Origin of the sequence: Acinetobacter sp. YH12231 (assembly GCF_013417755.1) — a bacterium.
GTDB classification, from domain to species: domain Bacteria; phylum Pseudomonadota; class Gammaproteobacteria; order Pseudomonadales; family Moraxellaceae; genus Acinetobacter; species Acinetobacter amyesii.
In genome coordinates, this window is sequence record NZ_VPDJ01000012.1 from 94,731 (window position 1) to 121,202 (window position 26,472).

Annotated in this window: 27 protein-coding genes and 2 pseudogenes; 14 read left to right on the forward strand and 15 right to left on the reverse strand. The window is 40.9% G+C overall.

Annotated features, from left to right (window positions below; translation table 11 throughout):
- The first annotated feature begins 87 nt into the window (after positions 1 to 87).
- The 3 genes from upp (at position 88) to FTV11_RS09175 (ending at position 1,965) form a co-directional block, all read left to right on the forward strand.
- On the forward strand, positions 88 to 723 hold the full coding sequence (upp, locus tag FTV11_RS09165) for a uracil phosphoribosyltransferase (protein WP_078191094.1): 636 nt from the start codon (positions 88 to 90) through the stop codon (positions 721 to 723).
- Positions 724 to 808: 85 nt separating this feature from the next.
- Positions 809 to 1,102 (forward strand): cold shock domain-containing protein, encoded by a 294-nt coding sequence (locus FTV11_RS09170; RefSeq protein ID WP_168378567.1) that lies wholly within the window; start codon positions 809 to 811, stop codon positions 1,100 to 1,102.
- Positions 1,103 to 1,209: 107 nt separating this feature from the next.
- Positions 1,210 to 1,965 carry a cold shock domain-containing protein gene (locus tag FTV11_RS09175; protein WP_180073878.1) on the forward strand — a complete coding sequence of 252 codons (756 nt, stop codon included), beginning with the start codon at positions 1,210 to 1,212 and terminating at the stop codon, positions 1,963 to 1,965.
- A 22-nt stretch (positions 1,966 to 1,987) separates the two neighbouring features.
- Here FTV11_RS09175 and gigC read toward each other — a convergent pair whose 3' ends face one another.
- Complete coding sequence (gigC, locus tag FTV11_RS09180) at positions 1,988 to 2,866, reverse strand: LysR family transcriptional regulator GigC (RefSeq protein ID WP_111884894.1); 879 nt, start codon at positions 2,864 to 2,866, stop codon at positions 1,988 to 1,990.
- Between the two features lie 85 nt (positions 2,867 to 2,951).
- Here gigC and FTV11_RS09185 point away from each other — a divergent pair, with 85 nt between their 5' ends.
- Positions 2,952 to 3,713, forward strand: a complete 762-nt coding sequence (locus FTV11_RS09185; protein ID WP_180073879.1) for a ferredoxin--NADP reductase — start codon at positions 2,952 to 2,954, stop codon at positions 3,711 to 3,713.
- A 428-nt stretch (positions 3,714 to 4,141) separates the two neighbouring features.
- Here the strand turns inward: FTV11_RS09185 and FTV11_RS09190 are convergent, their stop codons facing one another.
- The 5 genes from FTV11_RS09190 to FTV11_RS09210 form a co-directional block, all read right to left on the reverse strand.
- Positions 4,142 to 4,885, reverse strand: coding sequence for an amino acid ABC transporter ATP-binding protein (locus FTV11_RS09190; protein WP_078191089.1), 744 nt, complete (start codon positions 4,883 to 4,885; stop codon positions 4,142 to 4,144).
- Positions 4,882 to 5,565 carry an ABC transporter permease subunit gene (locus tag FTV11_RS09195; protein ID WP_168378570.1) on the reverse strand — a complete coding sequence of 228 codons (684 nt, stop codon included), beginning with the start codon at positions 5,563 to 5,565 and terminating at the stop codon, positions 4,882 to 4,884. The genes FTV11_RS09190 and FTV11_RS09195 overlap by 4 nt, the downstream gene beginning before the upstream one ends.
- Positions 5,565 to 6,308, reverse strand: coding sequence for an amino acid ABC transporter permease (locus tag FTV11_RS09200; protein ID WP_180007506.1), 744 nt, complete (start codon positions 6,306 to 6,308; stop codon positions 5,565 to 5,567). The genes FTV11_RS09195 and FTV11_RS09200 overlap by 1 nt, the downstream gene beginning before the upstream one ends.
- A 70-nt stretch (positions 6,309 to 6,378) precedes the next feature.
- Positions 6,379 to 7,326, reverse strand: a complete 948-nt coding sequence (locus tag FTV11_RS09205; RefSeq protein ID WP_180004747.1) for a transporter substrate-binding domain-containing protein — start codon at positions 7,324 to 7,326, stop codon at positions 6,379 to 6,381.
- A gap of 337 nt (positions 7,327 to 7,663) precedes the next feature.
- Positions 7,664 to 8,086 carry a hypothetical protein gene (locus tag FTV11_RS09210; protein ID WP_078191199.1) on the reverse strand — a complete coding sequence of 141 codons (423 nt, stop codon included), beginning with the start codon at positions 8,084 to 8,086 and terminating at the stop codon, positions 7,664 to 7,666.
- Between the two features lie 348 nt (positions 8,087 to 8,434).
- On the opposite strand from FTV11_RS09210, the gene FTV11_RS09215 reads away from it, so the two are divergent.
- The 3 genes from FTV11_RS09215 to FTV11_RS09225 all read left to right on the forward strand — a co-directional run bounded on the left by FTV11_RS09215 (position 8,435) and on the right by FTV11_RS09225 (position 11,016).
- A complete protein-coding gene (locus FTV11_RS09215; protein ID WP_078191085.1) occupies positions 8,435 to 8,713 on the forward strand; it encodes a hypothetical protein in 279 nt (92 codons plus the stop codon).
- A gap of 273 nt (positions 8,714 to 8,986) precedes the next feature.
- Positions 8,987 to 10,765, forward strand: coding sequence for a mechanosensitive ion channel (locus FTV11_RS09220; protein WP_180073880.1), 1,779 nt, complete (start codon positions 8,987 to 8,989; stop codon positions 10,763 to 10,765).
- 68 nt (positions 10,766 to 10,833) lie between these two features.
- Positions 10,834 to 11,016, forward strand: a complete 183-nt coding sequence (locus FTV11_RS09225; protein ID WP_180025849.1) for a hypothetical protein — start codon at positions 10,834 to 10,836, stop codon at positions 11,014 to 11,016.
- Positions 11,017 to 11,394: 378 nt separating this feature from the next.
- On the opposite strand, the gene FTV11_RS09230 is transcribed toward FTV11_RS09225, so the two are convergent.
- The 5 genes and pseudogenes from FTV11_RS09230 to FTV11_RS09250 form a co-directional block, all read right to left on the reverse strand.
- Entirely contained in the window at positions 11,395 to 12,594 is a 1,200-nt protein-coding gene (locus tag FTV11_RS09230) for an NAD(P)/FAD-dependent oxidoreductase (protein WP_180025848.1), read from the reverse strand.
- A 33-nt stretch (positions 12,595 to 12,627) separates the two neighbouring features.
- Positions 12,628 to 13,518, reverse strand: a complete 891-nt coding sequence (locus FTV11_RS09235; protein WP_180025847.1) for a 1-aminocyclopropane-1-carboxylate deaminase/D-cysteine desulfhydrase — start codon at positions 13,516 to 13,518, stop codon at positions 12,628 to 12,630.
- A gap of 130 nt (positions 13,519 to 13,648) precedes the next feature.
- A pseudogene (locus FTV11_RS09240) lies at positions 13,649 to 14,766 on the reverse strand (HlyD family secretion protein).
- A gap of 62 nt (positions 14,767 to 14,828) precedes the next feature.
- Positions 14,829 to 16,478, reverse strand: coding sequence for an MFS transporter (locus FTV11_RS09245; protein WP_078192276.1), 1,650 nt, complete (start codon positions 16,476 to 16,478; stop codon positions 14,829 to 14,831).
- 6 nt (positions 16,479 to 16,484) lie between these two features.
- Complete coding sequence (locus tag FTV11_RS09250) at positions 16,485 to 17,033, reverse strand: TetR/AcrR family transcriptional regulator (RefSeq protein WP_180007512.1); 549 nt, start codon at positions 17,031 to 17,033, stop codon at positions 16,485 to 16,487.
- A 307-nt stretch (positions 17,034 to 17,340) separates the two neighbouring features.
- Here FTV11_RS09250 and FTV11_RS09255 point away from each other — a divergent pair, with 307 nt between their 5' ends.
- Positions 17,341 to 17,544, forward strand: coding sequence for an NF038215 family lipoprotein (locus FTV11_RS09255; protein WP_078191077.1), 204 nt, complete (start codon positions 17,341 to 17,343; stop codon positions 17,542 to 17,544).
- A gap of 236 nt (positions 17,545 to 17,780) precedes the next feature.
- Here FTV11_RS09255 and FTV11_RS09260 read toward each other — a convergent pair whose 3' ends face one another.
- Positions 17,781 to 18,239 carry a DIP1984 family protein gene (locus FTV11_RS09260; protein ID WP_168378581.1) on the reverse strand — a complete coding sequence of 153 codons (459 nt, stop codon included), beginning with the start codon at positions 18,237 to 18,239 and terminating at the stop codon, positions 17,781 to 17,783.
- A 171-nt stretch (positions 18,240 to 18,410) separates the two neighbouring features.
- Between FTV11_RS09260 and FTV11_RS09265 the strand changes: the two genes are divergently transcribed.
- From FTV11_RS09265 to FTV11_RS09280, 4 genes are all read left to right on the forward strand, one after another.
- Positions 18,411 to 19,034 carry a LysE family translocator gene (locus FTV11_RS09265; protein ID WP_180073881.1) on the forward strand — a complete coding sequence of 208 codons (624 nt, stop codon included), beginning with the start codon at positions 18,411 to 18,413 and terminating at the stop codon, positions 19,032 to 19,034.
- Between the two features lie 245 nt (positions 19,035 to 19,279).
- Complete coding sequence (locus FTV11_RS09270; protein ID WP_180007514.1) at positions 19,280 to 19,954, forward strand: CsgG/HfaB family protein; 675 nt, start codon at positions 19,280 to 19,282, stop codon at positions 19,952 to 19,954.
- Between the two features lie 33 nt (positions 19,955 to 19,987).
- On the forward strand, positions 19,988 to 20,344 hold the full coding sequence (locus FTV11_RS09275; RefSeq protein ID WP_180007598.1) for a DUF4810 domain-containing protein: 357 nt from the start codon (positions 19,988 to 19,990) through the stop codon (positions 20,342 to 20,344).
- Complete coding sequence (locus tag FTV11_RS09280; RefSeq protein ID WP_180007515.1) at positions 20,341 to 21,021, forward strand: GNA1162 family protein; 681 nt, start codon at positions 20,341 to 20,343, stop codon at positions 21,019 to 21,021. The genes FTV11_RS09275 and FTV11_RS09280 overlap by 4 nt, the downstream gene beginning before the upstream one ends.
- A 274-nt stretch (positions 21,022 to 21,295) precedes the next feature.
- On the opposite strand, the gene FTV11_RS09285 is transcribed toward FTV11_RS09280, so the two are convergent.
- Entirely contained in the window at positions 21,296 to 22,228 is a 933-nt protein-coding gene (locus FTV11_RS09285; protein WP_180073882.1) for an IS5 family transposase, read from the reverse strand.
- A gap of 136 nt (positions 22,229 to 22,364) precedes the next feature.
- On the opposite strand from FTV11_RS09285, the gene FTV11_RS09290 reads away from it, so the two are divergent.
- Positions 22,365 to 22,952 carry a DUF4375 domain-containing protein gene (locus FTV11_RS09290; RefSeq protein WP_180021298.1) on the forward strand — a complete coding sequence of 196 codons (588 nt, stop codon included), beginning with the start codon at positions 22,365 to 22,367 and terminating at the stop codon, positions 22,950 to 22,952.
- A 288-nt stretch (positions 22,953 to 23,240) separates the two neighbouring features.
- On the opposite strand, the gene metG is transcribed toward FTV11_RS09290, so the two are convergent.
- Complete coding sequence (gene metG, locus FTV11_RS09295; protein WP_180073883.1) at positions 23,241 to 25,298, reverse strand: methionine--tRNA ligase; 2,058 nt, start codon at positions 25,296 to 25,298, stop codon at positions 23,241 to 23,243.
- 171 nt (positions 25,299 to 25,469) lie between these two features.
- On the opposite strand from metG, the gene FTV11_RS09300 reads away from it, so the two are divergent.
- Positions 25,470 to 26,264: a hypothetical protein gene (locus FTV11_RS09300; protein ID WP_180073885.1), complete on the forward strand. Its 795-nt coding sequence runs from the start codon at positions 25,470 to 25,472 to the stop codon at positions 26,262 to 26,264.
- Positions 26,265 to 26,380: 116 nt separating this feature from the next.
- Here the strand turns inward: FTV11_RS09300 and FTV11_RS09305 are convergent.
- Positions 26,381 to 26,472 (reverse strand): annotated as a pseudogene (locus FTV11_RS09305) (IS5/IS1182 family transposase); the annotation flags it as partial.

Sequence of the window (26,472 nt, forward strand, 5' to 3'; positions counted from 1 at the left end):
CTGTAAAGGGGGCTTTTTTATTTTTATCATTTGTTAAATAGCTTTATAATGGTTGAAATTTTATCTTAACCTTTTAGGTGTTCTCCCGTGGCTATCCATGAAATCCGTCATCCTTTAATCCGACATAAACTCGGCTTACTTCGTCGTGCAGATATTAGTACTAAAAACTTCCGTGAGCTTGCTCAAGAAGTGACTATGCTTCTGACTTATGAAGCAACGAAAGATTTACCAATGGTCGATCATGAAATTGATGGTTGGAATGGTAAAGTCACTGTAGATCGTATTGCCGGTAAAAAAATAACAGTCGTACCGATTTTACGTGCAGGTATTGGTATGTTGGATGGTTTCTTAAACCTGATTCCAAGTGCGAAAGTATCTGTATTGGGTTTAGAGCGTGATGAAGAAACTTTAGAAGCGCGTACTTACTACAAAAAATTAGTACCAGACGTACAAAACCGTTTAGCGATGATTATTGACCCAATGCTTGCAACAGGTTCATCGCTCGTTGCTGCTATTGACGTTCTAAAAGCCAGTGGTTGTAAAGATATTCGTGTCATGGTGCTTGTAGCAGCTCCAGAAGGCATTAAACGTGTGAATGAAGCTCATCCGGACGTAACGATTTACACAGCATCTGTAGACCAAGGTTTAAATGAAAACGGTTATATCGTTCCTGGTCTTGGCGATGCAGGCGATAAAATTTTCGGTTCAGTTCAAAAAGACTAATTTTTGCATCATGAACAGAAAAGGGGCTTTTATAGCCTCTTTTTTATATACTAAAGACATTGGCATAAATGGAATAGGGTACTTTATGAAGTCCGAACAATATAAAGGTAAAGTTAAACAGTACAATCCTGAAAAGGGCTTTGGCTTTCTTTCATGTGAAGAAGGTGATGTATTTTTCCATATCTCTGACTTTCCCGCAGATGGTGTCGAACCAAAACGTAATGATCGCGTGAAATTTAATGTGGTGGAAAATGGAGATCGTTATAAGGCCATTAACATTGAGCGTGAAGAAGACAAATCTGCAAAAGCTAAAAAATCTAAAGTCGTGGCAAATAACCAGTCGATTACTTCAGCTTTGCTTTCAAATTTGCGTAAATAATGTGATTTTAAGATTTCGTGGAAATCATTGAAATCGAAAAGAGGTCTATAGGGCCTCTTTTTTTATTATCATAAGAGTATTAAAAGAAAAGATGAGAGACAATTTTTATGTTTAAAGAGGGGAAAATCAAAAGCTATAACGTTGAGCGCGGCTTTGGATTTATACAACAAGATCAAGCAAAGGATTTATTTTTTCATATTCGTGATTTTCCTAGCCGACACATCGAACCACGTGTTGGAGAAAATCTCAAATACAGGATTGAAGAAGATCAAGGTAAATTTAAAGCTGTAAATATCATCCGTTTAGATTTGAAAAAAGAGCAGCCCACTCATGAACAGATAAATCCGTCATTTGGATCAATGTCAGATCGAGTAAACGATCAAGTTACTCCTCACGATATAGCCAAAGGCACAGTTTGGGGCAGTAAAATCTTCAGCATGATTGGACTCATTGTGATTCTAGTTTTAGCTGTGGCTGTCTATAGTAAATATCAGCAGTACCAAGAACAGAAGCAACTACATTTACAACAGCTCATGCAAGAAAATGAAAACATCGTAAAAGAACAACGTAAAGCACAGGGGGATTTGCCCGATCGGGTGCTGTCTGAGCAAGGTGAAAAAAATCTATATGGCACAGGTTCAACGCAAGCTCAGTCTGTTGTTCAATACACTGCGCAGGCACCTTCTTCAAGTGATACGCCAAGGGCAGTAGAGAAAGCACAGTTTAGTTGTGATGGGCGTACGCATTGTAGTCAGATGCGTTCATACGAAGAAGCAGTGTTCTTTAATAATAATTGTCCAAATACGAAAATGGACGGCAATAATGATGGCGAACCATGTGAACGCCAATTTAAAAATAGATAAAAAAGCGCCTTAAGGCGCTTTTTTATTTTTCACAAAATTGCATAAAGGCTTTGAGACCCGGTCCTTGGTATTTCTGACGATGTACCAACATAAATAATGGACGGGCAAGTTGCCAGAACGGCGTATCTAAAACCACTAATTGACCTTTTTCACGTAAAGGCTCAATCGCAAGTTTAGAAATACATGACATACCAAGACCACCTGCCACGATTTTTAGAATGGCTTCGTTATGACCCAAGGTTAAACGTATGTTGGCATCTGGCAGGTCTTTTAAAATTGCGTTGTCAAATACTTCACGTGTGCCTGAACCTTCTTCACGTAAGATCCATTCCACGTTATCAAAGTCAGCTGCAGTGAGTGCACGATCCAACTTCGCTAAAGGGTGCTCTGGGGAACAGCACACGGCAAGTTCATCGTCACGCCAGTGAATACATTGCAGTTGTGGTAGGTGGCATGAACCTTCAATTAAGGCCAAATCCAACTGAAATTGGTTTACCGCTTCAATCATTTGGCGGGTATTGCCGACTTGAAGTTGTAAATGTGCTTGAGGCTGAATTTGTAGGAAATCTGCCATGAGGTCTGGCATCAGGTAGTCGCTGATGGTCAGGGTCGCACCTAAACGCAGATCAATACTTTGTAGTTCGCCTTTCGCTGCTTGTTCAAAAGCTTCGCAGCGCCCTAAAATTTCCAAAGCTTGTGGCAATAAAAAACGACCCAAGTCATTCAATTGCAAGCGTTTACCAAGTCGGTCAAACAGTGGAGCACCGAGACCATCTTCGAGGTCTGCCAATGCCATACTTGCTGCACTTTGAGTAAGTTTGACAGCATCACTGGCTTTGGTAACGGTACCTTCTTGAGCGACTGCTACAAAAACAGCCAACTGGCGTAAAGTCATGCGCATGAATCAGGCCTTAACATTTAAAAAATATTAATAAATTATGCTGTCATGCTAACATGAGCACAGTCTGTCACGCCACGTTCAAATCATGTCAATTGAAAAATTTAGCTTAGAAAAGGTTTTATCTGTACACCGTTGGACCAATACTTTGTTCAGTTTTACCATGACACGCCCTGCGCATTTTAAATTCACCGCTGGTCAGTTCGCACGAATAGGCTTGAAAGTGGGCGATGAATTGGTGGTTCGTGCCTATTCTGTGGTGTCATCACCCTTTGATGAAACTTTAGAGTTTTTCTCTATCGTCGTTCCAGATGGTGCGTTTACTTCAAATTTGCAGCATCTACAAGTGGGCGATGAGCTGTATTTAGAAAAAATACCATATGGCTTCCTTACCTTGGCGCGTTATCAGTTGCCATTGCCGAAGGACTTATGGCTGTTGGGGACAGGAACGGGTCTTGCACCGTTTTTATCAATGTTACAAGACTTTGAAACGTGGTCTAAATACGAAAAAATTAATCTAGTCTACAGTGTGCGTACAGCATCAGAACTGGCTTATGTCGAGCGTATTCAAGAAATCTCCGAGACCTTTGGCGAAGGGCATACGGGCTTCAAATTTATACCTATTGTGACACGTGATCCAAATGCACCGCTGCATGACCGTTTACCAGTTTTAATTGAAAATGGCGAGTTAGAACAGGCGGCAGGCTTAGCGTTTAATGTGGAAACGACGCATGTCATGTTGTGTGGTAATCCACAAATGGTTGATGACACCAAGGCGGCATTAAAGGCGCGTGGTTTGACTATGAACCGTCGTGGTGAAGGCAATATTGCTGTAGAAAATTATTGGTAATCTGCCATGAAAAAAAGCTCATCGATGGATGAGCTTTTTATTTTCGGAAATTAAATAACTGATGTTACGCATGCAAAAGTAATTTTGCATTTTTAAAATGATTTTTAAGCCAATTCGACGGAGTCTTACATCAAGGGAATGAATAAAGTGATTAGCCTTCGGCTGGAGGTACTCTTACGAAGCACGCTTCTCATTAGGCAAAATGAGAAGCGTGCTTCGCAAGGAAACCATCTTGCGGTGCAATCACCTCACCGACAAAACTCGTTCACAAGCGTCTAATTATCTAAAGTATCGCAAAAACATTTTTGATTAGAAGAAGTTCTATCTCAAACACTTGCGGATGACGTTACCGCGTATCGTACTTTTATTTGAATCAAATTACGCTTCTGATGTTACTTCGTAACATCAGTTAAATAAACGTTTTGATGTTAATGCAGAATTTTATTTAAGAACTGCTGCGCTCGTTCACCACGAGGAGCATTAAAGAAATCATCTTTGCTGCAGTCTTCTACAATTTTTCCTTGATCCATAAAGATCACTCGGTCTGCAACCTGACGAGCAAAGCCCATCTCATGGGTTACACACATCATGGTCATACCTTCTTTGGCAAGACCCACCATTACATCAAGCACTTCGTTAATCATCTCTGGATCAAGTGCCGAAGTTGGTTCATCAAACAGCATGGCAATCGGGTCCATACTGAGCGCACGTGCAATGGCAACACGTTGTTGCTGTCCACCTGATAACTGTGCAGGAAATTTAGCGGCATGCGCACTCAAACCCACACGATCTAAATAAGCCAAGCCTTTTTTCTTGGCTTCGGCTTCTGATCGACCCAAGACTTTAACCTGCGCAATGGTCAGGTTTTCGGTAATGGATAAATGTGGAAACAGTTCAAAGTGCTGGAACACCATACCGACACGACTACGCAATTTATTTAAATCGGTTTTTGGGTCATTAATGGAAATACCGTCGACTAAAATCGTACCGGCTTGAAAAGGCTCAAGTCCATTGACGGTTTTAATGAGCGTTGATTTGCCTGAACCTGAAGGTCCACACACGACAACCACTTCACCTTGTTTAATTTGAGTCGTGCAATCGGTAAGCACTTGAAAATCTTTATACCATTTACTGACATTTTGGAGGTCAATCATCGTTTTTTGATCGGTCATACACTTAACCTCCGTTGTAATTTTTTAACTGCATAGGTAGCGATCATACTAATAGTGAAATACACCAGACCGGCAAACAGAATGTATTGAGTTAACAATGACATGAGGTCGCCTCGAACATAGTTGGTGCGGAAAAAGTCTAACAGTCCGATGGCATATACCATGGTTGAATCTTGGAACAGAATGATGGTTTGCTGTAAAAGCAGTGGCGTCATTTTGCGAAAAGATTGCGGCAAAATAATTAAGCGCATCGCTTGGCTATAGCTCATACCGAGAGCATAAGCTGCAGAAGTTTGACCTTTAGGAATTGACTGAATCCCGGCACGGACAATCTCTGAAAAGTAAGCCGCTTCAAATAGCATGAAGGCCACAATACTCGACACGAGGGCAGTATCAATCGTCAGATAGTTACCTGTAATCCCTGTGTAGATAAAGGGTACGGCAAAGTAGAACCACATCAGCACCAAGAGCAAAGGAATAGAACGAAAAAGGTTCACATAGCCTTTAGCAAAAATATTAAATACTTTAATCGAGGACAGGCGCATCAACGCCAATAAAGTCCCAATAAAGACACCACCAATGGTTGCCGTGATCACCACTTTTAGCGTGATGCTGAAACCATGCCATAGTGCAGGGCCAGACGCTTGGAGGTCTTGAATAAAAGAACTGAGCCATTCCATTATTTATCTCCTGCAATTAAGCCAGGAACGCGTAGGCGTTTTTCCAGAAAATTCATGAAACCAATTAAACAGATGTTGATCACGATGAAAATAATGGTGACGTAGGTATAAATTTCGATGGTGTTTTGCGTGTATTCACTGATGGTTTTCATCTGCGAAATGATTTCTGCAACACCGACCAAAGACGCGACTGAGGTGTTTTTGACACAGTTGGTCAACTCAGAGCTGAGAGGTGGCAAAATCGTGCGGAATGACTGCGGTAAGATCACATAGCGGTATAGTTGAGCCGTACTAAATCCCATGGCATAACCTGCATTGGTTTGCCCCAAAGGAAGCGCTTCAATACCTGTCCTGACTTGCTCACAGACTCGTGCAGCTGTAAAAAGACCCAAGCCGACACTTGCAGAAATTAAGGCGGTCGTATTTGCCCCAAGGTCATTCATCCACCAGCTTTTAATCGCATCGGGGAGGAAGTTGGGTACAACATAGAACCATATAAACAGTTGAATCAATAAGGGTACATTTCGGAAAATAGTCACGTAGGCCGTACCAATACCTCGTGCTACAGGACTCGGTAGGGTACGCATAATACCCAAGATGCTGCCAAGCACCATCGCAATGCTCCATGCCACCAAAGCGATGACAAACAGCCAGCCGATCCCAATTAAAATCCAATTCAGGTAGGTCGAATCACCTACACCTGTAGATTGGAACAGCACACCCCAATTCCAGCTATAATTCATAGGAACTCCCTATAATGAGCTTAAGCCAAAATCCGTTTGGCTTAAGCATCTTTAGAATGTTTAGGGAAAGTTATTCGTCACGGTCATGTGGATTGCTAATCAATGCTTTTAATTGATCAGACATCGGGAAATTCAAATTGATATTTTTTGGTGGAATTGGCGTTTGGAACCATTTTTTATACATGTCATTGATTTCACCAGAGCTATAGGTCGCTTTGATTGCATCATCAACCACTTGTTTAAAGCCAGTATCGCCTTTACGTAGCATACAACCATAAATTTCTTGAATCGGTGCTGTACCCACGATTTCCCATTTATTTGGATCTTTGGCTTTCGATTTTTCACCCGCCAGCAAAATATCATCCATCATAAATGCCGCTGCACGACCATTTTGTAGCATGAGGAAAGACTCAGCGTGGTCTTTGGCAGAAATGACTTCACCAATACCTAACTCTTTTTCATGTTGACGAATATAACGCTCAGATGTAGTTCCTGCCGTGGTGACTAATTTTTTACCTTTAAGGTCAGCGAAGTCTTTAATCCCAGAGTCTTTTGCAGTAAGTAAGCGTGAACCCACTTCAAAGAAACCTGTTGAGAAATCAACTTGTTGTTGGCGTTCTTTATTGTTGGTGGTTGAACCACACTCTAAGTCGACGGTGCCATTAGAAACCAATGGAATTCGGTTTTGGCTGGTCACTAAGTTATAACGGATTTTTAAATCGGGAAGATTTAATTGTTTTTTTACTGCTTCAACTACTTTTAATTGAAGATCATGCGCATAACCCACAGGTTGGTTTGGATTATCTGCGATATATGAAAATGGAATCGATGAATCGCGATAGCCTAAAACAATCGTGCCCGATTTTTTGATCTTATCTAAAGTCCCTGAGTCAGAAACAGCAGCTTCACTTCCTGCAGCTTTATCCGTTGTAGGTGCTTTATTGTCACTACATGCGCTAAGCCCTAAAGTGAGCGCACTTGCACAGAACAAAGTTGCTAAATGTTTTTTTGACGTCATCGTTAAAACTCCTTTTACCCTGATTTAATATCCACTTTTTATGATCTTGTTACGTATTTAGTTTTATTGCTCTGTTTTTAAGAATGTTTCAACAATAAAAAAGAGATCATTTTCTACATCTTAGGTGATAAATCGAACAAGGCTCAAGCAAAATTTATTGCCGAATTGTTACTAAGAAATGGGATAAGTTATGAACATTTTTTATAAGAAAGTTTGCTATAAGTCATTAAATATAAAATAATTTAATTTTATTGTGAAATAGATAATGAAAATAAAAGGGCATAAAAAAACCTCCAAATGGAGGTTTTCGGGATTAAACTTTAGTTTAATCTCCGTGTTAATGCACAAACATATCCATAAATTCACGAATTTCTTGAATCGCTGTGTCTACGTCGGAAGTCAACCAAGTCGGTTCAAAAAAGCCAGCATAATGCTCCAGTCGATCTTGGGGAACAACTAAGCGAATCGGGCATTCTTCTTCGAGCAAGCGCCAAGGAATAATAGGCACTTCATTATCTAAAAAAGCCGCAATATTTCGAATATCAATCACCATCGCATTGATGCATTCAGGGAATGGCATCACTGAAAACTCTTCAGTACGTCGGCGGAAATATTCCAAATCACCCCATTTCAACACATAACTTGGCTTACTAAATTCAATAATGCCAATAAGATGCTGATCACGAGTGTAATGAAGGGAACATTGATGAGTGACGTCAGTGTCAAGATCAAGCGTTACACCTTGTTGATGGTACGCCATAGATTTGATAACAGGTGAAAAATAAGGTGCATGATTATAGCTCATTTCATTCATCAAAAGCAGAGAATTCCATCTAGCTCAAAAAAGCATTTATTTTTGCAACACTTGATACTCTGAAAATGAATACGATTGAAATGGTACATTCATTTCATGCTCCGATATTTTTACCTTAGCGATTGATTTTAAATCTAAAATTAAGGGAACTATCTAAACAGAAAAACGGATGTAAATTGAACTGATCTTTTAAGTTACATGTTTTCACGGATTGTAATTGTTCTTCACACAACAAAGGATATTGTATTGCTAGTATAAAAAGTGAACGACGAACAACAAAATAGCGAGGGGAATATGACACACGATTTTAATAAACCGCCCCATACCACCAGCGCAGAAGAAACAACACAAAAAAAACGTATCCCAGTGTATATGCTAATTTTAGTGGGTATCTTCTTAATCGCGTTATTATTTTATATGTTTGCAGATATGAAACCGTCTGCTTCGGATGCACCACCTGATCATCCTGCACCGAATGCACAAACTGCAACTGCCAATGATACGACTAGCGGTACAGCGGGGGATGAAGCTGTTGCCAATGATTCAAATACAGCAACTGCGACAGATCATTGATGATAAATACATGAGTCAGTGTTACATGAGCGCAAGATCTGAACCTTAATTTTCTCATCAGACTGACATAAATAAAGCCTTGGTTGTCCCAAGGCTTTTTTACATTCAATTGTGAGCTTTTGTTGGAGTTATGCATACTTTGGTTGATTAAAAAATACGCAAAAACTAAGGTGGAAAAGAAAGCTTAAGTTCAAAGCATTAATGCTGTGTGATACGCGGCATACGTAAAAATGCACATAACAACAGATCATGTATAACAATGAGGGCGAACGTATGAATGATTATCTGGGTGGTCCGCGTGGCCGTTTTGATGCCATGTATTATTGGGAACAGTTTCACCCCATTTTAAGTGCAGTAGCAATTCTCCTGATAGGTTGGGTCATTGCTTTATTGGTTGCTGCTGGCGTCAAAAAAGTTCTGCAAAAATTAGGTACAAATCAAAAACTTTCAAATGCAACTGGGCACCGTTCCAATGTTGAAAATATAGTCTCCAGAGTTGTGTTCTGGATAATTTTGATCATTGCCGTCATTGGTGCACTCAATGTACTGAATTTGACTAGTGTCAGTGGCCCATTCAGTAACATGATTCAGCAGTTCTTGTTATTTATTCCACAGCTCTTGGCTGCAGTAGCTGTAGGTTTTATTGGCTGGATCGTGGCGAGTTTGGTCAAAGTCGGTTCAAAGAAACTGCTTGATAAAACCCAACTCGATGAAAAACTTAGTTCTGAGGTTGGCGTCAGTCCAATCAGTCAAAATATCAGTGAAATTGTATATTGGCTGATTTTGTTACTTTTCCTACCGATTGTTTTATCGATATTGGGTTTGAACGGTCTCTTGTTCCCAATCCAAAATATGGTCACTGAAGTTGTTTCTTATCTTCCAAATATCTTTATTGCCGGTGTCATCGTCTTTGTGGGGTACATCTTGGCGAAGATTGTGCGAGGCATTGTGGAAGGCTTGGTAAACAGTTTGAGTTTGCAGCAGCAAGTCGAAAAAGTGGGCATGTTCAAAAATGCAAAACTTGCTCAAGTTTTGGGTAATTTTGTCTTTGCTATAGTTATTATCACGGCTTTAATTGTGGCTTTCGAAGCACTTGGTATCGAGGCGATTTCTCAGCCTGCAACAGCCATGTTACATGAGATCATGTATGCGATACCGAACATCATTGCCGCAGGTTTAATCTTAATCTTGGCCTATGTGGTGTCACGCTTTGTAGCGCGTCTAGTTGTGGATGTGATCTCGGGTACAGGTGTTGATACTGTGCCAGAAAAATTAGACATTCAACGCTTTTTGGGCAAAACCAAAGTGTCGGATGTGGTCGGTTGCCTGATCGTATTTTTCACCATGCTGTTTGCGGTATCTGAAGCCGCTAACCGTTTAGGCTTTGAACAAATCAGTGCCTTGATTGCCATGTTTATCCAGTTCGGTGCAAGTATTTTACTTGGTGCCGTGATCTTGGTGGTGGGCTTCTGGCTTGCCAATATTGTGGCAAATGTGGTGCAACGTGGGGAATACAACAGTTCACGTTGGTTAGGTAATTTGGTTCGTGTGCTGATTATGGGCTTGGTTGTCGCCATGGGCTTACGTGCCATGGGTATTGCCGACTCGATCGTAAATTTGGCCTTTGGTTTAACCCTCGGCGCGGTCGCAGTTGCTTTCGCTTTGGCCTTTGGTTTAGGTGGTCGCAATCCAGCAGAACGATTGTTATCAGATCTAATTGATAAAGCAAAACGTGAAGCCAACGAACCGAATCCAGTACAGGAACAGGCGAAGGCAAAAACCACCTTTAATACGCCTACATCGTCTGTAGCGAGTCCAACGCCATCAACATCTGTGATGACTTCTGAAGTGAAAACCGATGATGGCTATCCAAACATTCAACAGGCTGCTCCCGGCGTCAGTGAAAAAGAAACTGCGACGCCAGATCAGTTGGATGTAAACCCAAGTGATCAACCACAAAATAATCCATTTGGATCGACAGGCGAGGCTGAAAAACAGGTTGATGTACCTTCGGCACCTGTAACTCCGCCAAAACCGGATGACCCTAATTAACCTGTTCCGTCTTTAGAAAATCGGCCACGCTTAAGTGGTCGATTTTAATGCTTTATAAGGAATATTGTATGGCAAAAGCACCGAATAAATTTTTAGCCCCAGTGATTATTGCAGGGATCACGGTGGGTTTTTTGGCAAGCGCACGACGCTTTATTTTTGCAAAATCAAAACGCACTAATTTGGAGCAGGCAGAACAATCACCGCCAAACAGTGAAAAAAATTATACCAATCAGTCCAAAAATAATGATTGAAATTTACTCGAAAATTGGTATTTTAAGTAATAGTGATATATGGAATATTACTTAAAATATAAAAACTTAGGATTCATATTGCTGTCATGAATGACACTTATGATCCGTGCAAAGGAATGGCAAAATGGGGGTAATTTCAATGCTCAATACTTTAGTATCGACACTCAAACAAACCGCAAGCGTGCAACCACAACATATTTCAGTTGCCGTTGAAAAAATGGATCTGACAATTCAACGAACTTCGTCGTCGTCAGTATCATTATTTAAAACCGACTATCTTGAATAAGTCAGATCGGGCATAAAAAAAGGGCTGAATGAATCAGCCTTTTTTATGCAGAGATCATCTGCAGATTATGATTAATTCATTCTATGTCGAGATCAGACGTATTCAGAAGCCGCATGTGCAGAAGCCCATGCCCATTGGAAATTGTATCCACCTAAATGACCCGTTACATCGAGCACTTCGCCAATAAAGTACAAGCCTTTCTGTTTTTTACTTTCCATGGTTTTTGATGAGACTTCAGTGGTATCCACACCACCGAGTGTAACTTCAGCAGTACGGTAACCTTCAGTGCCTGATGGCTTCACTTCAAAGCTTTCTAAACGGCTTGCAATAAGTTCTAGTTTTTCATCACTAATATTGCCAATGGCTAATTCAGCTTGTTCAGGCCAAATCAGATTTTGTAATTCTATAACTACACTTTTCGGTAAGTGTTCATTGAACAGTGTACGCAGTAACACTTTGGGTTGACTAGATTTCTTAGATTTGAGGAAATCTAAAACATCTAAAGCTGGAAGGAAATTGATATTAAAGCGTTGGCCGACATCCCAGTAGTTTGAAAGCTGCAATGAGCTTGGGCCACTTAAACCACGGTGAGTAAAGAGTAGAGCCTCAGTAAAACTGTTTAACTCATTCGATAACGTGGCTTCAACAGCATTGCCGCTCAAGCGTGTGGTGACTTCTTTAAAACTATCGGAGAAAGTGAAGGGTACTAAGCCAGCGCGAGTGGGGTAGACAGAATGACCAAATTGTTTGGCAATCTCATAGCCAATTCCTGAACCACCTAAAGTAGGAATAGAAAGACCGCCACTGGCAATAACCACCGATTCTGCTTCAAAATAGCCTAGATTGGTTGCCACTTGAAAGCCTTGTTCTGGCAAGGCATTGACTGCTTTTACTTCACAGTTGGTTTTAATATCCACCAAGCCTGTTTTGTCACATTCTGCCAATAGCATGGCGAGAATTTCTTTTGCACCATTTTGGGTAAATAACTGCCCATGTTTGCGCTCTTCGTACTCAATGCCATATTCGCAGACCATACCAATGAAGTCCCAGTTGGTATAGCGAGTTAATGCTGAAATAACAAAGTGCGGATTATGTGAAATATAATTTTCTGGTTCGACATATAAATTGGTGAAATTGCATTTACCGCCGCCAGACATTAGGATTTTTTTGCCAACTTTATTAGCTTTTTCAACCACCAAAACTTTGCGTCCACGCTGCGCCGCTTTAAATGCCGTCATTAAGCCTGATGCGCCAGCACCTAAAACAAGGACATCATATTGATTTTGCGACATGGTAAGTTTCCGCGTGGAAGAAAGGACGCAGGATTATACGCTTTTTAGCGCTTCGGTTGAACCTTTCAGGCGACCTTGTAGGCCACCAGTATGAATCACTAAAACACGTTGATGGCTTGTAATTTGACCCCGCTCAATCATGCAGAAAATACCTCGCAGCATTTTAGCCGTATAGACCTGTTCTAATGGAATCGCATAGCGTTGCTCAAAGTCATGCATAAACTGTAAAAGTTCCGGCGTTGTTTTGGCATAGCCACCACAGCAAAATTCATCACTGATGCTCCAATTGGTTTTCTGCGTCAGCTGAGCAACATCGTCGCAAAGAAAATTGCCTTTGAGCGCTGAAAAGCCAAGAACATGTTGATGTTCAGCACTGGCTTCAATCAAGCCCGTTATGGTTCCACCTGTACCGACTGCACAGCAGATGAGATCAAAATTTTTTTGATTTTCATGGCTTAAGATTTCTCTACAGCCACGGATAGCCAATGCATTGGTTCCACCTTCAGGAATGACATAATGTTCGGGAAATTCCTGTCGTAATTGCGCTAAAGCGTCTGCTTGTTTCTGTTCTCGATACTGTTGGCGTGTGACAAAACTGAGCTGCATACCAAACTGTTCGGCGGTGGCTAAAGTAGGATTTCGGGCTTGATGTTGTAATTCTTCTCCACGAATGATGCCTAGACTACCGAATCCAAATAAATGTGCAGCATATGCTGTGGCTGCAATGTGATTTGAATAAGCACCGCCAAAGCTAAGCACCTGTTTAAACCCTAATTTCTGCGCCTCAATAAAATTATATTTGAGTTTATAAAATTTATTGCCTGATATTTGTGGGTGTACCAAGTCCAAACGCTTAATACACAAATCAACCCCTTGATATTGAATAGTCTGCTCAGGAATGGCGTGGGCGATAGATTCAAACATGTTGGTAATCGTTATCTTGGTGGTTAGAGGTCAAATAGGTAGGCATTGTAAAACGGTAGGTGCGGAAGATGAAATCCTTTACATCTTGTTCAGCTCAACTTTACTTAATGCACTTCACTACCAGCATCCGCTAACTAGCAACATCAACAGAGGTCACGACAGACATACCGGGTCTTAAGTTTTCCAAACCTTGTTGATTGGGATCAATCGCAATTTTCACGGCAATGCGTTGCACGACTTTGGTGAAATTTCCTGTGGCATTGTCAGGTTTCAATACACTAAATTCAGAACCAGCCGCAGGGGAGATTTGCTCAACTTTGCCGTAAAATTTTTGATGTTTCATGCCATCGACGCTGAACCACGCTTTTTGACCAATATGCATATCTGCAATTTGCGTTTCTTTAAAGTTGGCAGTCACCCAGCGCTGCTGTGGAATCAAATACATCAGTTGAGTGCCTGCCGCAACATATTGACCAATACGCGGGCTGACTTCGCCAAGTTGACCATCCATAGGTGCCACAATCGTGCTGTAGTCTTTGGTGGTCACTGCCTGATCAAATTGTGCTTTAGCACTATTCACTTGCGCTTTAAGCCCTGTCGCTGCAACTTGTGCAGTTTTGAATGATTCTTTGGCAACCAGTAAATTGGCTTCTGCTTGATGAAGTTGGGCCAAACTATTTTAGCGTCTGCAATCGCTTTATCTTGTTCTGATTTCGATGCAGCGCCAGTATTGCCGAGTTGTTGGTAGCGCGTCATTTGTGCAAGAGCTAATTCATAGGCCGCACGTGATTGGTCCACTTTCGCTTCGGCTGCCGTAATATCTGCTCTGCGTTGTTCAATGGCCTGGCTTTGATTGGCAAGTGAGTTCTGTGCTTGTTCCACCCCAGATTCAGCCTGTGTGACTTTTTGATCATAGGTCGTTGCATCGATATGCATAAGCACTTGACCTTTTTTCACATGATCAAAATCCGTCACCAAAACATCTTTCACATAACCATTAATTTGTGATGAAAGCACCGTGGTTTTGCCTTTGACATAGCTATTTTCAGTCGACTCGATACTGTTATGAAATGGACCAATCCGCCACGCCCATAAGATCAGTGCAATCCCCAACAAGAGGATAATCAACATGAAAACCAGGGTACGCTGCGGCGTAGAAATAAGCTTGCTCGATGGCGCAGGCATAGCGGTTGCTGTTTGTGGTTGCTGCGGTGCTGCTTGCTCAGTGGGTTTATGGTCTTCGGTCATGTTGTTCTCAATATCAATTAGGTCATTGGGCGGTTGCTTATGTTGTTTAAGTCGGGAAAATTTTAACTACTATCCGTGCGTTGCTGTTGGCGTAATTGATATTTATTTTTGCCCATCAGCAATAAACCCCAAAGCAACAATAAAACGGCGAATATGCCATTTAAAAAAATCACATCGTTATAGGCTCGAACTTGGGCTTCTCGAGTGATGGTTTGATTAAGGCTACGTATGGCTTGTTGTTGATCTAAATTAGGGTCTAAAGAATATTGATGCGCACTTTGCGCCAATTGTTGTAGGCGCTGTTCGACTATAGGGGAGGTTTGCGATAAATCATTATAAATCTGTGCCTGATAAGTTTGGGTACGCATTTGCTGATAGGTCGAAAAGAACGATGATCCAACCAGTCCCCCAAAGGTCTGTGTCGCAGAAAACAGCACGATAAACGTCACCATGTGCGATGGGCCTTTTTGCAAAGCACTGACAATGCCTGTAAGCAAAAGTGGGCCAATAAACATGCCACTAGCAAAGCCCACCAAAAACTGACTCCAATAAAAATCATGCGGTCGTACATCACTGGTCAGGTGGTAATCCAGTGCACAGGCAAAGAGCACGAGACCTGCTGCACCGAGCAGATGAAGCACAATTTTTTCTTTGGAAAAGGTCAGGGCACTAAACACTGTGCCTAAGACAATTCCGATCAGCACAACGGTATAAAAAGAAACGAATTGGTCGGGTCCCATGCCCATGGTTTTCAAAAAATTCACTGCCGCATAGCTTTGTTCAGACATGAGAAAGCGAATGGCAAAGGCACCAATAATAAAACTCACGGTAGACGATGTTCCGAGCCAGCGTGTGACAATAAGGGGGTTGACCCGAAAATGTTCATAGGTCAGACCAACAACTAAAAGAATCAAAGCGGCGATGAGTAAATAGGCCAACCATTCAGCTTCAAACCACCAAAGAATCGGGCCTTGAGTCAACACGATACATAGCAACGCAAAGCCGGGTGCCAATAATGCAAAGGTGAATAAATCTTGCTTTTCAAACACTTCGATACGTAGACTGCGTGGCAGTTTTAGAGAGACCACCATCGCCAAACAACATAAGGCTAAACCTAATTCAAAGGTATAGAAAATAGACCAATCATTTACATCGACCAGATAGGGCGACATGATCCATGCCAGCGGTATACCCAACTGCTGAAAGCCCAAAGCCAGATAAAGCCCACGACCAAAATGAGCACGTTTAAAGGCTTGCATGATGTAATACATCCCAAGCGAACTGAGTGGAGCTGCAAGTAAGCCACTGATCACCCGTGCAAAAATTGCCATTTCATAGGTATGGACAAATAAATGCAGCACCATCACCGCGATAAATAATACCAAGCCAATTTCTGAAAATAGCCTAAGTCCATATTGTTGGCGGGCTTTAAATAAGATCAGGTTAGAGCTGACATTGGCCATAACAAATGCCGCAGGGATCCATGCCGCTTCTGAAGGCGTTAATCCATATTCACCTTGTAGAAGGGGTAAATTTGCCGTGATAAATCCATTACTTAAACTCCCCGAGATCGCAACAAATAAACCGATAAAGAAGTATAAAAAACGCTTATAGGTGGGATGTGCAATGGCAGCCGGAGAGCCGGGCAAAGTCGGTTTTTCTTCGGGTGTCCAATCCGGAGCAGGTTCCAATAAACGCGGTGATTTGGACATGACGTGTTACCCGCAAATACCATGTAGTAAAAATTCCACGGCACGTTTGGCGAGTTTTTCCTGATCTGCCTCGGTATGGCCTTGCAAAGCTGCACGTAAAATGGAGGTGACCATGGCATAGTCTGCCGGTTTAAAGTCTGCTCGGCAGCGACCATTTTGAATGGCCTGATCAATCATCGGTTGCAAAATGGCATCACGTCGTTGGTATATTTCAACCATGGCAGGATCATCCCGATCGATCACACGCCAATATTCCATTAAAGCCGTGAGATAGGGAATATTATAAATATGGTCTTGAATGAGGCGAATAAATCCATCATCGAACTGTGCATAATTAAGCGCACGCTGTTCAAGTCGGTTCAAGGCAGCTTGCATTAAGGCGAGTACCAACTCACGACGGTCATTAAAATTACGATAAAACGTCGCACGTCCAACTTGAGCCTGATTGATGATGAGTTGTAAAGGCGCATTGATCCCGTGAATACGGAATACCTCAATTGCAGCTTCTAAAAGCACTTCTCGGTTTTGCGCAGCGAGTTGTTGACGTGTGGACATTATTCTTTGACATCATCATTCTAAATTTATCTAGCTATTAAACGGACAAAAGTGTCCGAAGTAAAATCGTATTCGATAGCAGTTTTGTAACTTGTCTTCTATGTGGTTATAAGAAAATGAATAAATTATTTATTTTAAAAAGAAAATATTTTTCTATCGGCATCAATCTGCATCCGCATTGGAAAGACCGCCGAGACATAATTCCTGACAATTGACCCTAAATCGGCAGATAAATAAGGTGAATATCTGCACAAAAATGCTATGCTGAATTTATAAGCAAGATAATTATAAAAATGGAGGGCATCCAATGAGCAAATTAAGTCGGGCTGTGCTGCCTATGCTGTGCCTGTGCAGTTTTTGGATGGTGGGTTGTGATACGACTGACGAATTGCATCGTCCTCAAAACGAACATCGCACCATGATCATTGGTGGTGTCCCTGTAAATGACCATGACTATAAATTACCCCGTGAGGATGTTGCACTCAATGAAGCCGCTGCGGATGACGACTAGCAGATAGATCCGTCAAAAATAGGGTGGACATACTGTCAGTACACGGTAGTGAGACGTGACATGTAAAGAGTCACAGATGCAGTGTGCTACGTCACATGTGTGAACATTTTGAAGTAGACGTCTTACTTCTGCAGTTTAGTTTGTTGGATTAAAGCCTTACAAACATTTAAAAAGGCTCTGTACTCGCCCAGTATGCCCGAATTGGAATGAACCGCGGTTCAATTGATTAAATCAGGTCAATCTATTAGGTCTATTTGCCAATTGGATGCCTGAATTTCTAAGTTATTTTGTCTAAGTTGCTGACTAATGCTATCGGCTTGTTTCTGTAAATCTGCCACTGCAATGGTTTTAATCCAACGGATTTCACTTGAGCTATAACGACCATTTTCACGGCGTGAGCTGTCAATCGCTTGTTGCAAGATACGATGCTGTTGGGTCAATAAATCACGTTCATTGAGGACCGAAAGCATGCAGCGTCCTGAACTGGTTTTAGCCTGTGCGTTGGTGGCGTGAATCTTTTCAATTAAGCCATAAAGTTCTGTATTTACAGCAAATGCTTCTTGAATTAAAGCATTTGGTTCTTCGCTGGGTGCATCACCTTCTTGAATGAGCACGTTGTTATTGATTCGTTGTTGCAGCGAGGCCAATTTAGTTTGTAAGTCACTGCGTAAAAGTAGGGCTTCGGCTAATTTCATTGTCTTGATATTAATTTGTACTTTTAGCGATCATGCGATGGATTAATGCGGTATTCAAGTTATTTATAGTGAAAAATTTGGTCAATTAAAATAAACACTGCAAATTATAGGGAGAAATTCAGAGATTCTATCTGTAAAATTGCCACGAATTTAAGTGAAAACGGTGTGACAGTGGAATCATTTTGGATATTAGGCTCGATTGCGGCAGCACTATTACTTGGTGCAATGAGCCCGGGGCCAACGTCAATTTATGTGGCGAAGAATTCCATTGCGATTTCACGTAAACACGGTTTATTTACCGCGCTTGGTACAGGTTTAGGCGCTGCAATATTTGGGCTATTAGCGGTATTGGGTTTGCAGGCATTTTTATTGGCTGTACCTTCTGCTTATTTGGCTTTAAAAATTTGTGGTGGTTTATATCTGCTTTGGATGGCATCTAAAATTATAAAACATGCCAAAGAACCCATCGAAGCAGGCGATGCGAGCAGTTCGGAAATGTCACTCCGTCGTGCATTTACCACTGGTTTAATTACCCAGTTGTCGAATCCGAAAATTGCAATTGTGTTAGCCAGTATTTTTACGGCACTTTTACCGAAAGAGATTCCAACGTATTTTTACTTTGTACTGCCAGTTTTGTGTTTCTTTATCGATGCAGGGTGGTGCTCATTGGTCGCTGTGGCTTTGTCAGCAGAAAAACCACGTAAAGTCTATTTGAAGTTTAAAGCGGGTTTTGATCGGGCAGCAGGGGCAGTGATGACAGTGCTTGGGTTAAAGCTGATTTTTGGGATGAAGTGATTGAACTTAGCTCCCCCAAAAAAAGCCTCTACGAATAGAGGCTTTTTTATGCTGAAATTTTTGAGGTCAAATGTATCTTTGCAGGCTGTCGCGTATTAATTCTGCTATATGTGTTGGTAGAGCTGAGTTAAAAACAAGTTAATTAGATCGATATTTGTTGCTATTAAACGGGTAAATTTCTTCATTTATCATGTTATTTACTGTTATTATTTGTATGCTTTTTATATAAATATCAGAGGGATGATATGTCTAATAAAATTTTATTAATAGCTGCATTGGGGTGTATGTCTTTAACAGCTTGTTCAACAACAGAGACTTCTAGAACTATACAAGCGCCGCAAGTCACAGCAGCAACCGCAGCGGTTCAATATACTGGTGTAAAAACACCTGTTTCGATTGGTAAATTTGACAATCGCTCAAGCTATATGCGTGGTATTTTTTCGGATAATGTTGATCGTTTAGGTGGTCAAGCAAAAACAATTTTAGAAACGCATCTTCAGCAGTCTGGATATTTCTCTGTACTTAACCGCGATAATTTATCTGAATTACAGCAGGAATCTGGATTCAGTAAATCTGCGCAGTCGATTAAAGGTGCGCGTTTTGTATTAACTGGTGATGTGTCTGAGTTTGGTCGTAAAGAAGTGGGTGATCACCAGCTTTTTGGTGTACTAGGTCGTGGTAAAACTCAAATTGCTTATGCAAAAGTTAATCTAAACATTGTAGATGTAAAAACGGCTGAGATTGTACACTCTGTACAAGGTGCTGGTGAGTACGCACTCAGCGAACGAGAAGTACTTGGCTTTGGCTCTACTGCATCTTACGATTCAACATTAAATGGTAAAGTTTTAGATTTAGCTGTACGTGAAGCAGTGAATAATCTTGTGCTTGATTTACAGACTGGCAAGTGGTCTAACAAGTAATAGGATGTTGCTGTGAGACATATTTTTTTATTGATGAGCGGTCTTATTTCGCTAAGTTTGGTTGGGTGCGCAACTGCGCCAAAGTCATTGTACAGCTGGGGTGAATTTCCACAGCAAACTTATTTATCTTTAAGTTTGCCTGAGAAAGCGATGCCACAAGATCAAGTATTAAAACTTGAAAAAGACGTTGAAAAAGCTAAGGCGAAAAACTTAGCTGTTCCGCCTGGACTGTATGCACATTTGGGACTGCAATACCTAAATATGAATGATGCACCGCGTGCGATTCAATATTTTGAGCTTGAGCGTCAGGTCTATCCTGAGTCGACTGTATTAATGGATCGTTTATTGAAAAAAATGACGGGTCAAACTTCAGCAGGAGCAAAAAAATGAAGCATTTAAAAACTTTATTTACAGTTACTGCCGTTGTTGGCTTATTAACGGGTTGTGCAACTGCACCTAAAAATACACGTGATTTAAGTACCTATACTGCAAATATGCCAAAATCTATTTTGGTGATGCCACCTGTGAATGAATCACCTGATACTCGTGCAACCAATAGTTACTGGTCGACTGTGACGGTGCCAGTAGCTGAAGCTGGCTATTACGTTTTTCCAATCAGTGTTGTTGACACCATGTTTAAAGAAAATGGTGTTTATAACGGCGCAGATGCACAAACGATTAGCCCTAAAAAGCTTCAAGAAATCTTTGGTGCTGATGCTGCGCTTTATGTCAAAGTGAAGGAATACGGTTCTAAGTATCAAGTTATTCAAACTGTTGCAACGGTTGCTGTTGAAGCGAAGTTAGTTGATCTAAAAACAGGTGAGTTACTTTGGGAAGGAACTGAAAAGCAAGTGCTGTCTAACAGCAACAATAATGCTGGTTTAGTCGGTATGCTAGTGGGTGCTTTAGTTGACCAAATCTCGAATCATTTAAGCGATAAAGCTTATGTGTTGTCTGGGACAGTTAGTCATTTACTTTATTCACCTCGTTTAAGTGAGCAGAAGGGCTTGTTGTATGGGCCTCGTTCGCCAAACTTTGCGCAGAATGGATTAAGTCCGCAGAAATAATAAAAAGCCCCTCTAGTTAGGGGCTTTTTAGTTGTTATGTTTATGTGTTGATGAGAATACGTGCAAAGAATAGGGGTTTTATATTTTTCATGGAATTCTTATACCTTGTAAGATAGTGGATGTTTTTAGCATACATTAGGTTGTTTTTCCTTTTAATAAAAAAAATTGATCGTTTCTCGAATATAAATGTGATTATTTTTGGTTTAATTTTTATTTTTTAAGGGCTTTGTTGCACAAAGATTGGAAATGCAAAACGCCCCTAATTGAGCCAAATTTAAGGCGTAACTTGGGTAAGTGGTCGACCTAATTCCGTAAATCTGTTGAGGACTGCTACACGTGTATGTATCTCATTCACTTGGCTATCAAAACTCCTTGTATTGAGTTTATCTCCTAATAATTTAATGCAGTACATCTTAGTTTCAACCAAACTTCGCCGATGATAGCCTGACCATTTTTTCCATAGTGTCCTGCCTAAACGTGTAACTGTTCGAAGTAATTCATTTCGCTCTAGCGAGCTACTCTTTATATCTTTCCATGGTTTCGCATTTTTTCTAGGTGGAATCACCGCATGCGCTTGCCGATCTGCAATGACCTGACGGCATTGCTTGGTGTCATAAGCTCCATCGGTATAAACAGAGTCAATCTGCTCATCTTGTGGAATCTGATCGAGTAAATCACCAAGCACTTGTGAATCACTCACATTATTTGTAGTGAGTTGAATGGCGCGTATTTGAAGGGTTTCAGCATCTATACCAATATGAAGTTTACGCCATTGGCGACGATATTCAGGTCCATGTTTCTTGCGCTTCCATTCGCCCTCACCTAGAAAATTCATGCCTGTAGAGTCTATGAGTAGATGCAGCCCATCGCTACTTTTTTGGTAGCTGATTACAATATCAATATGCTTTTGTCTTCTACAAAGCGTGGTGTAATCTGGAGCTATCCAATTTAATCCGCAAAGTTTAATCAGACTTTGCACAAAGCCAGTAACCATACGTAAAGACAGACGAAATAAGGATTTAATCATTAAGCAGCATTGGATGGCTGCGTCGGAGTAGGTTTGATTTCGCCCTTGTTTGCCTTTTGATGGTGCATACCATTGCGTAGCAGAATCAAACCAAAGGGCAATATTTCCGCGACTCATGAGTGCTCGGTTATATGCGGGCCAATTGGTTGTGCGGTAGATTTTGTGTGTAAGCTTCTTCATTTGAAAATTATATCGCTGAAAAAGCCTTTACAGATAGGTTTGTGCAACAAAGCCTTTTTTAAGTAGGAATAATCTTATTATTGGAAGTTGCTTAGGGTAATGTGTATCTGCAAGCATAAAATATATGGAGGTGTAAATGGAAACAAGAATTGCTTGTTTGACTTGTAAAGCACTTATTTTATCTGATACGGCAATAAAGAATCAGGGTTTATGTGTTCCTTGTGCTAAAGGCTATAGAAACCAAATAGAAGCAGCTAAGAAATACTACGATGAGGAGAAAAAATATAGAGCATCTGAAGAATATGTATATTGGTTGAATTTATCACAGCAGGTATCTGATTTAGAGGATTTGAAAAAACTAAGTTTTGAGAATCAAGTCTATTTTGTTGTGAAAATATTAATTGCAGAAGTTTTTAATGGTGGATTTGATCAATATTTTCATAATAGCTCAGGCGATTATTATGCTGAAACGATACAAGCTCTAAAAGCGTTACAGGCTTTTGAAAGTTTAGAATTATTAGAAAGTGCGAAAATACTATTATTTGGTGCTTTAGAGGTTCCATTTGAGCAAGGATTAAGATTTAATATTTTAAAAAACAGCACCGAAGCTGAAAGTATTCAATTGGATCAGTTGGATAAATTTTTTGGGGAGTTTCCAGATCAACTTGATCAAAAGCTACGTCAATTTGTCGAAATGAATCATTTATTTAAAGTATATGAGTAGCTAAAAGTGATTCTTTGCAATACGACAAGGCAAATGCTGAAGTTCTAAAATTTACAGCTGATTTGCTCGATTTCATAAAAAACAGAACTAGTCACAGAGCATTGTTTTAGATGGTAGGCGACATGGATGTCGCCGTTCACTTGTGATACATGGACGCACCATCAAGTAAACAAAAGATTTTTTGTTACCTTGCGAAGCAGTGCTTCTCATCTCCTAAAAGGAGAGGGAACCTAAAGGCATAAAAAAGCCCCTACAACGTAGAGGCTTTTTCTTATCTTAATCTAAAAATTAAGACACTTTATCACCCGGTTTAGCACCAGTTTCAGGTGAAATCACCCAAACACCTTCACCATTACCCGCAGCTAAAACCATCCCGTTTGAAATACCAAAACGCATCTTACGTGGTGCAAGGTTTGCCACCATGACTACTAATTTGCCTTTTAAGTCTTCAGGTTGGTAGAACTCACGAATACCGCTAAACACGTTGCGCGGTTCAGCTTCACCGACATTTAAAGTCAATTGAAGAAGTTTGTCAGAACCTTCAACCGTAGCAGCTTCCAAAACTTCTGCGACACGCAGGTCAACTTTCATAAAGTCTTCAATGCCAATAATCTCAGCTTCTCCAACTTTAGGTTCAGGTTTTTTCTCAGCTTTCTTCTCTTTTTTCTTTTCCGCTTTTGGTGCTTCAGCAGGCGCAGCTAAAGAATCTTTAGACGCATCGACCATTGCAGCAACCGCTTTCGGGTCTACACGCTGCATCAATGGTTGGAATTGAGCAATTTCATGATCCACCAAAATCGTTTTACCAGACGCAAAGTCGAAAGATTCTAATTTTAAGAAGCTTTGAACTTCTGCTGCCAAGGTAGGAAGTACTGGTGCAAGGTACACCGCCAATTGACGGAACAAGTTAATACCGACAGAACATACGTCATGTACTTGTTGTTCTTCGCCTTCAATTTTCGCTAAAGCCCAAGGCTTTTTCTCATCGATATATTGATTGGCTTTGTCAGCAAGCGCCATGATTTCACGGATGGCTGCAGAGAATTCACGTGCTTCATATTGAGCAGCGATTGATGCACCTGCATCAATAAAGCTTTGTACCAATTCAGGCTCTGCACACGTTGCAGAAAGTTTGTTATCAAACTTGGTGTTGATGAATTTCGCACAACGGCTAGCGATGTTTACCACTTTACCAACAAGGTCTGAATTCACTTTTTGAACGAAATCATCAAGGTTCAAGTCAGAATCTTCAACTTTGTCAGAAAGTTTAGACGCGAAGTAGTAACGTAAGTATTCAGGGTTCAAATGCTCAAGATACGTTTCTGCTTTAATGAATGTACCACGAGATTTAGACATCTTCTGACCGTTTACAGTCAAGAAACCATTAACGAATAAGCTTGTTGGGGTACGGTAGTTTGCACCTTCAAGCATTGCAGGCCAGAACAACGCGTGGAAGTAAACGATGTCTTTACCAATGAAGTGATAGACTTCATTTTGAGAATCCTTTTTCCAGTAATCGTCAAAGCTTAGGTCAGGACGTTTGGTCTTGATGTAGTTTTCAAAGCTCGACATATAGCCGATTGGCGCATCAACCCAAACGTAGAAGTATTTGTTTGGCGCATCTGGAATTTCAAAACCGAAGTAAGGTGCATCACGTGAGATGTCCCAGTCAGATAAACCTGCTTCAAACCATTCATCCAATTTGTTGGCAATCGACACAGGTAGACGACCTTCATCACGTGTCCATTTTTGTAGGTATTCACCAAAGTTCGGCAGTTTAAAAAAGTAGTGATCTGAAGATTTCTCTACAGGAGTCGCACCACTTAAAGTCGATTTCGGATTCAACAATTCAGTTGCGTTATAGGTTGTACCGCACACTTCACAAGAGTCGCCGTATTGGTCTTCTGCTTTACATTTTGGGCATGTGCCTTTAATGAAACGGTCAGACAAGAACATCGCTTTTTCAGGGTCAAACAATTGCGTAACAGGGCGTACAGCAATGTTGCCTGCTTCACGGTTCTTAATATAAATCTCAGAAGCGCGTGCTTGGTTTTCAGGGCTGTTGGTTGAGTCGTAATGGTCAAAGTCAACTTTAAAGCCAGCAAAGTCACGCTCATGTTCTTTTTGAACATTGGCAATTTGCTGTTCAGGTGTAATACCGTTTGCTTCCGCACGGAGCATGATCGCTGTGCCGTGAGCATCGTCCGCACATACATAAGTCACGTTATGACCCATTGCACGCATCGCACGTACCCAAATATCTGCTTGGATATAACCGAGTAAATGACCCATATGAATTGGGCCATTCGCGTATGGAAGGGCGTTAGTAACTAAAATATTACGCACGGATATGACTCTCTCATTCGTATTTATGCAATGGGCTGTAATTTTACATGAGATAGCCAGTACTTGCACAAGGGAATAGGTGAAATCTTTGCAAAAGTAAAAAAATCTATATTGCTGACACAATTACAGTGATAATAGGGCATAACTGTGATGCCTAAGAGTAACAAGCCCATGTATGAAGATGACTATGAAGACGATCAGCCAATCACTCGTATTCCTCAAAATGAACAGCGTCATAAATTGGGGCATCACATTATCAAAGATGCGCAGCAATATTTAGAGCAGATTTCTGCAGATGAGCATGCCTTACTGATTCAAACCCTGCGTCATTTGGCACAAGATGAGCCTTACTTCGATATTTTGGCCGATGAACTAGATCAGCCGGTAGAAATGAAAGTAGCGAATGATGCTTTAAATTTATTGTATTTTTGGCAACTGCTTCATCAACATGAAGATCAAAAACAGTTTCATTTACTCGATGCGATTAACACCGAGTTTTTTCAGACAGAAATGTTGAAAGCCTTTGATGCTTTGAATATTGGTGAACATAAAGCAGCGCGCCGTCAGGTACTTTTAGATGCGTTTAAACTGTATAAATTAAATATTCATGCAGGCTGTATCCCTGTGTTATATGCACAGCTTGAAGGTATTTTGACGGACGTCTTGATTCAAACCGGTTTCTTAAATCAAAACGGCACTAAATTTGTCGATGTCTATAAAATTGTACCGGGACTTAAAGGCAGTGAAATTAAAAGCCTTTGGCACAAATCTAAAATTGCCAATGAGTTGAATCCGTATTTTGCCGAATTGGCGGCCTATCAAATGGATAGCAGCTCTACCGTAGCGATGACCCGTCATAATATTTTGCATGGTACCGATGTCGCGCATTTTAATCAGGGACGGAGTTTTATCCTGTTTATTTGGCTGTTTTCCGCAGTGAGCTTTATGAGTACGGTCAGCAAATAAGTTTAATTTCAAGAGATCAATGCATAGGAGTGGCATTGATCTCTTTGCATTACATCATCCTTTAAAATTAAAAGCATAGAGTAGGGTGTGTTGACATTTACAGCCGATAAATTGAGCTAAAGAGGCAACCATATAAATATACAAGCTAAAGCAACAGCGCTTTGATAGTTACGTTTTAGCTTATCGTATCTTGTGGCAATTCCTCTAA